We start from the raw sequence: 7,382 nt of genomic DNA, 5'->3' as shown, positions 1-7,382 counted from the left end.
TTCCCCCCCCCCCCCCCCCCCTCCCCCCCCCCCCTTCCCCCCTCCCCCCCCCCCCCCCCCCCCCCCCCCCCCTCCTTCCCCCCCCCCCCCCCCTCCCCCCCCCCCCCCGCCCCCGTGTCACTTGGTGATCTTGAGCGAGACAACCTCGTTGCCGAGACCCGTGAGGGTTCCTCCCGTGTAGGGAAGGACGGCCCGCGTCATCACCCACAGTGGCCCGAGGCCGTGTCCGGCATCGATCGTCATCCGGTACTTGACCGTTCGGCTCTGCCCTGGAGCCAGGGGGAAGAGCGACTCGGGATCCGCCATCGCGTAGTCCATCGCGCTTCCTCGCGTGAGCGGCTTTTCCTTCCAGGTGGCACCGTCGAGACGCTCGAGCTTGCCCGCGTTCAGCGACACCACATCCACCGGCGTGTCCATGGGCCACTCGGTGTAGACCAAGGGCTCCACCTGGGCGAAATTCGTCGGACTGTTGTTCTTGTAGGTCACCGAGAAGGTGACGGCCGGACTTCCCGCCTTCAGCTCCTGAACGCCCGTGAAGCCGCCCACGGTGATATCGATGTCGTTCTCGTGGTACTTCACCGGCGGCGCCTGGCGGCCGCTCAGGTCGAGGGTGTTGACGATCGTCATCAGTCCGGGCTGGTAGTCGGTCTTGAGGCCGATCGCCGAGACGGACACGAAGTCCTTCGGCAGGGCCCACATCTGGGCCGTGAAGGCGTCGCCGCCGCAGTTGATCTGCCACTGCGACTTGCGTGCGGCACGGCCTGCCACGGTGGGTGTGCTCCTGGTCGGGCCGACACTGTCGATCTGTCCGTTCCTGGTGAGCGTGGGGGAGTAGGACCACGCCGGGCACCAGGGCTGCGTGGACCAGCCGCTCTCGGAATCCAGGTCGGGCAGCCTCGGCCAGAGCTGCGACTCCTGGTCCGTGACCGTCAGAAGCACGCCGTGCGGCAGGCAGTCCCCGGCCGTCGCGTCCTGCGGAGCGCTCGGGCTCAGGATGCAGAGGGTGTTGGCGGAAGGATCCGGATTGACGGCCCGCCAACCTGGCGGGATCTTGAACCTGACGCCCCGGAAGGGGTAGGTCGTCCCGGCCGGCGCGGTGGTGGCCGGTGTGGTGGCGGGGGTGGTGGGCGGCGCCGTCGTCCGGGTGCCGGCCGACGTCGGGTCGGAGAGGGGGGCCCCGGTCTCCGGGTCGGCGGCGGGGCTGCCGGTGTCCGGCGAGGTGGCCGTGGGGGTCGGGGCGGCGGTCGGCTCGGGGGTCGGGCTCGGCGAGGTCGTCATGGTGGCGGCCGGTGGGGGGACGTCCTTCCTGGCCAGCGGGTCGCCGTGGAAGGTGAGCAGGCCGATCGCCAGGGAGGCGGCCAGCGCGAAGACCGGCACGGCGGTCAGGTAGACCGGGCGCAATCGCCGCACCCGACCGCGCGGCGGTTGCGCCGGGCGCAGGTCGTGCGCGGTGATCAGCGAGGCGCGGGCGTTCATCGCCTCGCGCAGCAGCCGTTCGGTCGCCGTCTCGGCCGGCCCGTCACCGTCTCGGCCTCCGCTCTCGCGGCCGGGGAGCTTGTCGGTCATCGAACCTTCTCCAGATGCTTTTCCAAGGCGTCCAGGGCCCGGCTGGCGGTGGACTTCACGGCGCCCCGGGACAGCCCCAGGGCCTCGGCGATCCGCGCCTCCGACAGGTCGGACCAGTAGCGCAGCACCAGCACCTCGCGCTGGCGGGAGGTCAGCTCCTGCATGGCCGCGAGCACCCGCCGGTGCTCGTCGTTGAGCACCGCGTGGTCCTCCGCGGAGGCGGCGTCGGGCTCGTGCGGCGGGACGTACTCGCGGGCGGTCTTCCGGCGGCGCAGCATCGACCGGGCGCCGTTGACCACCGCGGTGCGCAGGTAGCCGAGCGCGTTGTCGAGGTCGTCCAGGTGCTCGCCGTACCGCTGGTAGAGCTGGGTGAAGGCCTCCTGGACGACGTCCTCGGCCAGGTCCTGGTGGTCGACCAGGAGGACGGCCATCCGCACCAGGCCCAGCCGGTGGACGTGGTACAGGTCGGTCAGGGTGGGCCGGTCCTCCGTGGGCTTGCGCCCTCCGCGCAGCAGCCGGAAGCCGGAGCGGCGCTGCGCCGCCTGCTCGTCGCCCGGGCCGGCGGGCACCTCGCCGGTCTCCTGCGCGCCGAACAGCACGGCGACCACTCCGCGAACGGAGAAACCGCGCCCCCTCGTCGGCCCGGCGATCGGCCCGATGGCCATGGACATGCGCGTTTCCGCTTTCCCCCGGGACGGTGGCGGCTCTCGCCGGACCGTCAGGACTCCTGATCAAGATCGTGACCGGGGAGATCCTGACAGCCGCCCTCGGCCCGCCTCTCTCCGCCCCCGTACCAATGGACGTGTGGCCGGGGTGGAGGTTGCAGGTGGATCCGAGGAAGATTCCCGGCCGGCCGGAACGGCTACACTCACCGCCATCCCGCCACCCGTCAGCAGGGGGTCCGCATGACCGAGCAGCACGTCGAGGGCCCGGTCGGCACCGGGTCGGGCCCGGTGCCCGTCGTCATCGGCCCCCGCCCGGAACCGGTGCACCACGTCGCGGTGTACGCCTTCGCGGGCATGGCGCCGTTCGAACTCGGCGTGGTGGTGGAGGTGTTCGGACTGGCCCGGCCCGAACTGGGCGGCCTGCTGGCAGCGCCCTGGTACGGGCTGAAGGTGTGCGCCGACCGGCCCGGGACGGCGCTGGACGCGGTGGGCGGGTTCGCGCTGACCGCCCGGCACGGGCTGGACGAACTGGCCTCGGCCGACACGGTGGTGGTCCCCGGGGTGCCGAACGCGTTCAGCGGCGCGGTCTCCCCCGGGCTGGTCGCCGCGCTGCGGACGGCGCACGAGCGCGGCGCCCGGATCGTCTCGATCTGCTCGGGCGCCTTCGCGCTGGCCGCCGCCGGACTGCTCGACGGGCGGGAGGCAACCACCCACTGGCGGTACGCCGACCTGCTCCAGCAGCGCCACCCGGACGTGCGGGTCAACCCGGACGTGCTGTACGTCGACAACGGGAACGTGCTCACCAGCGCGGGCAGTGCCGCCGGGATCGACCTCTGCCTGCACCTGGTCCGCCGCGACCACGGCGCCAAGGTGGCCAACAGCGTGGCCCGCCGCTTCGTGGTGGCGCCGCACCGGGACGGCGGGCAGGCCCAGTTCATCGAGGCCGCCGTCCGCCCGGTCGAGGAGGAGGACGACGGGGTCGCCCGCAGCATGCAGTGGGCGATGGGCCACCTGGCGTCCCCGCTGACCATCTCGCTGCTGGCCCGCGCCGCCCGGATGTCGGACCGCTCGTACCTGCGGCACTTCACCGCCCGCAACGGCACCAGCCCGATGCGCTGGGTCGTCACCCAGCGCATCGCGGCCAGCCTGCCGTTGCTGGAGTCACCGGAGGGGACGGTGGAGGAGATCGCGGCGGCGGTCGGCTTCGAGAGCGCCGCGACCTTCCGCCACCACTTCGGCCGGGTGATGCGCACCTCCCCGACCGCCTACCGGCGCTCCTTCGGGCGCGGGGTCGCGTAGCCCCCCGGCCACGTGGCCCGGCATCCGGCATCCGGCATCCGGCATCCGGCATCCGGCGGCGACTATGCCTTCTCGTGCCGGTCCGCGTTGGCGAGGATGGCGTCGTGCAGCCACTGCGCCAGGCCCGGGGCGAGGTTCTCGTAGGTGGTGGTCCACCTCGGGTCCGAGACGTACAGCCCGGCCAGGCCGCGGTGGATGGTGAACGTGCAGTCGTAGAAGTTCTGGCAGATGTGCTGCCGGTGCGCCTCGGCGAGGTCCGTGGCGGCGGCGCCGTCGGCGGGTTCGCCGGCGGTGAGCGCCTCGACCAGGCGGGTGTTGAGGTCGGCCATCTCCGCCTGGATCCGCTGCCAGTCGGCCTTGTCGTAGCCGCCGGTGCGGCGCTGCGACTCGGCCCAGGCCGCGGTGTCGCCCCAGCGCTGTTCGGCCTCCTGCTCCCACTCCTCCTGGTAGCCCTCGCCGAAGATCTCGAACTTCTCCTCCGGGCTCAGCTGAATGCCCATTCTTCGTGCCTCCATGGCGTGTTCGACGGCTGTGGCGAGGTCCTGGAGGTGCCTGATCCGGTCGGTCAGCAGTTGGTGCTGCCGACGGAGGTGCTCGCTCGGACTGACCGAGTCGTCGTCCAGGATCGCCGCGATCTCTTCCAGGGGGAACCCGAGTTCGCGGTAGAAGAGGATCTGCTGCAACCGGTCGAGGTCGGCGTCCTGGTAGCGGCGGTAGCCGGTCCGGGTGCGGCCCGCGGGGGACAACAGGCCGATCTCGTCGTAGTGGTGCAGGGTGCGGACGGTCACCTTGGCGATCTTGGCCACGGCTCCGACCGAGTAGCCCTCGCTGCTCATCCGGGTCCTCCCTTCGTGCTGACCACCAGCCTCCGCTCTCACGCCGCGTGAGGGTCAAGCCGTCCTCGGGAGGGAGGGCCCCGGTCAGGCTCGGGCTCCGGGGCCGGGGCCGGGGCCGGTCAGGCTCCGGTGCCGGTCAGGCTCCGGTGCCGGTCAGGCTCCGGTGCCGGTCAGGCTCCGGTGCCGGTCAGCACGCGCTCGCGCCGCCGGGAGGAACGGCGCCGCCCCTCGCCGTCCGCCGGGGACCGCGGGCGGCGCGTCTGCTGGGTGGGCCAGAACAGCACGTACGCGGCGGAGACCACCACGAAGGCCAGCCGGACGAAGCCGCGGCCCGCGTCGGACGGGATGAACAGCGTCCCGCCATACAGCGCGGCCAGCGCTATCCAACTCCACCACGGGACGAGCCGCTTCTGCCCGACCGCGTCCCAGAGCAGGGTGCCGAGCAGGATCGAGGCCGTGTAGTAGGTGTAGACGCTCGGATCGAGCAGGATCCGGGCGTCCGCGCCGAGCAGCACCACGGCCGGCCAGCGGCCGCGCCAGACCGCGATGGTGCCGAGGCCGAGGCCGAGGGCGAACTGGGTCGGACGGTCCCACCAGGGGGTGGCCGGGTCGGTCACCCCGAACCAGCGCAGTGCGGAGGCCGGCTGGTTGGGGATGGTGAACTTGGCGGCGGCCAGGGTGTCCAGATTGCCCAGGTAGAACGGCAGCCAGGCGATCGCCACCAGTCCGACGAACCAGATCGCGCTGCGCAGCCAGGCGGGCCTGGGCAGCGCCAGGATCAGCGGGGCGAAGGCGATCGCCCAGGGCTTGGAGTCCACCGCCAGCGCCAGGTAGACACCGACCATGGTGGGCTTGCCGCGGGCCAGGGCGTGCGCGGCGAGGGTGGTGAAGAACAGCGCCAGGACGTCGTCCAGGTGCGCGAATCGGACCGAGACCTCGACCCACATCGGGATGAACGCCAGTCCGGCGATCAGCAGGCGCTGCTGGAGCCGGCGGTGGTTGGTGCCGGTGCCCAGGTAGTACAGGGCGGCGGTGCGACCGATCAGGACCAGCATCACCAGGCCGAGCCCGGACATCGCCGCCTCGGCGATCAGCTGGCCGGTGTGGGCCGAGAACGGGGCCGTGAGCCGGGCCACGGCCAGGCTGACCGGGCCGATCTGCAGCTCCGGGTGGTGGGCGTAGAGCGCCAGCCCGCCGTCCGGGTGGTCGCTGAAGAGCAGCTGCTCACCCTGGCGCAGGTAGTGCCAGGAGAAGCCGCCGCTGGGCTCGACCAGGAAGAACCAGAGCACCGTCCAGGCCACCAGTAGAACGTGGTGTCTGCGCAGCGGCAGCCCCGCGATCCGCCCGGTCGCCGACTCGTAGTCGGTGGCCGTCCGTGCCGTGCGTGATCCCCGCACCTGTCCCTCTCCCCGCCGGTTCCGCCCCCCTCCGGCCGGACATCCTATGTGACGGAGGTGTCCCGCCCGCGCCGCCCGGAGGTCCGTCGAACGGACGGCCGGGCGGCGCGGGCGGTTGTCAGGCGGGTACCGCCTCGGTGTAACGGCTGGAGCGTGCCTTGCGGCCGCGGTCAGCCCTGCTGGGCCGACTTGCGGCGGCGCAGCACCACGAGGGTGCCGACACCGGCGAGCAGCACGGCGCCGCCGGCCACGGCGATGGCGGTGGTGTCGTCACCGCCACCGGTCTGGGCCAGGGCCTTGTCCCCGTTGTCGGCGGCGGCCTTGGCCTTGGTGACGGCGGCCGGGGTGAGCGGCGGCGGGGTGAGGGTCGGGACGGCCACCGGGAAGTCGATCGGGCCGGCGGTGTCGCCGTTGCCGTCGACCGGGGCCGGGGCGGAGGTCGACGCGGAGGCGGAGCCGGACGGCTCGCCCGTGGTCGGGGTGGTCGGCGGGACCGACGGCGACGGCGTGGTCGGCTCGGCGCTCGGGGTGGCCGAGGTGGAGGGGGTGGCCGTGGCGGAGGTGGAGGCGGTCGGCGACGTGCTCGCGGTCGCCGAGTGGGAGGCCGTCGGCGAGGTGGAGGCGGTCGCCGAGTGGGAGGCCGTCGGCGAGGTACTCGCGGTCGGGCTGGGCTTGCCGGTGTGGCTCGGGCTGATGGTCGGGCTCGGCTTGCCGCCGCCGCCCGCCTTGATCACGAAGCCCGCGCCGCGGACGCCGTCGCAGCTGAGGTGGCCCCCGTCGACCGGCGCGTGGGTCTCGTCGTCGAGCTCGGCGGAGAACACCACCGGGACGACGCCGGCCCGGCCGAGCGGCGCCTCCGAGGTGAAGGAGACCCGGACCTTGATCGAGAAGCTCTTGCCGCGGTTCACGACGAGCAGGTCGTCGTCGGTGGGGTTGCCGTCCTGGCCGAGGCCACCGAGCAGGGTGAGGACGGACTTGTCCTTGTCCTCGCCGCCGTCGGCGGCGACCGAACCGGTCTGCCACTGGCCGCCGGGCAGCTGGTACTGGACCTTGAGGTCCTTCGCCTTGAGCGAGCCCGCCTTGTTCTTGAACTTGAGCAGCGGGAGGAAGAGGAAGTCGTGCTTCGTCGAGTTGTCGATCTTGAAGGTGAAGTCGCGGGCGTCGCCGCCGGCGATGAAGGTGCCGGGCACGCCGTTCACCGACAGGTCGAGGCTCTGGTGGGAGGCCTTGCCGGCCGCCTGGGCGGCGGCGGACGGGGAACCGGTGGTGCCGACGGCCATGGCGCCCTGGGCGCCGGACAGCACGAGCGAGGACGCGAGCGCGGCGACGCCGGCAAGGGCAAGACTGCGACGTATGGGCAAGGGAGACCTCACGGAAGAGTCCGGGCGAGGCCCGGGGCGCGGCGGGGCGGGCGGCCGTGGACGCCTCTGACCCCTCGCGAAGCTTGAAAGTCCGACGGAGATTACCGAAGGATCCGGCCACTCCGGAAGGCGGGTGTCACGCTGGGGACCGCTCACGGGACGGGAGTGCCCGAATCGCCCAATTCCGTCCTGCGGTAAGGCTTTTGCGCTTTGCAGAAAGATGACCGGAGAGTGACGGGTACACGCCCGGGGGACCGT

At 72.6% G+C, this 7,382-nt stretch carries 6 protein-coding genes; 1 reads left to right on the top strand and 5 read right to left on the bottom strand.

The features are described from left to right. Positions 1 to 117: 117 nt before the first annotated feature. Both AC07AL_RS24960 and AC07AL_RS24955 read right to left on the bottom strand, forming a co-directional pair. Entirely contained in the window at positions 118 to 1,566 is a 1,449-nt protein-coding gene (locus tag AC07AL_RS24960) for a hypothetical protein (RefSeq protein WP_478318214.1), read from the bottom strand. Then, entirely contained in the window at positions 1,563 to 2,237 is a 675-nt protein-coding gene (locus tag AC07AL_RS24955) for an RNA polymerase sigma factor (RefSeq protein WP_363627859.1), read from the bottom strand. Before AC07AL_RS24955 ends, AC07AL_RS24960 begins: the two co-directional genes overlap by 4 nt. 234 nt (positions 2,238 to 2,471) lie before the next feature. Here AC07AL_RS24955 and AC07AL_RS24950 point away from each other — a divergent pair, with 234 nt between their 5' ends. Beyond that, positions 2,472 to 3,530 (top strand): helix-turn-helix domain-containing protein, encoded by a 1,059-nt coding sequence (locus tag AC07AL_RS24950; RefSeq protein ID WP_400804097.1) that lies wholly within the window; start codon positions 2,472 to 2,474, stop codon positions 3,528 to 3,530. Positions 3,531 to 3,592: 62 nt separating this feature from the next. Here AC07AL_RS24950 and AC07AL_RS24945 read toward each other — a convergent pair whose 3' ends face one another. From AC07AL_RS24945 to AC07AL_RS24935, 3 genes are all read right to left on the bottom strand, one after another. Then, on the bottom strand, positions 3,593 to 4,366 hold the full coding sequence (locus AC07AL_RS24945) for a MerR family transcriptional regulator (RefSeq protein ID WP_363579791.1): 774 nt from the start codon (positions 4,364 to 4,366) through the stop codon (positions 3,593 to 3,595). A 170-nt stretch (positions 4,367 to 4,536) separates the two neighbouring features. Next, a complete protein-coding gene (locus AC07AL_RS24940; protein WP_400989072.1) occupies positions 4,537 to 5,763 on the bottom strand; it encodes a hypothetical protein in 1,227 nt (408 codons plus the stop codon). A gap of 170 nt (positions 5,764 to 5,933) precedes the next feature. After that, the gene (locus tag AC07AL_RS24935) at positions 5,934 to 7,124 is read right to left on the bottom strand and encodes an LPXTG cell wall anchor domain-containing protein (protein WP_400804104.1); all 1,191 of its coding nucleotides are present in this window, start codon (positions 7,122 to 7,124) and stop codon (positions 5,934 to 5,936) included. Positions 7,125 to 7,382: the final 258 nt, after the last annotated feature.

Source organism: Kitasatospora sp. NPDC043949, assembly GCF_056435365.1.
This window is presented reverse-complemented; position numbering and strand designations above follow the sequence as displayed.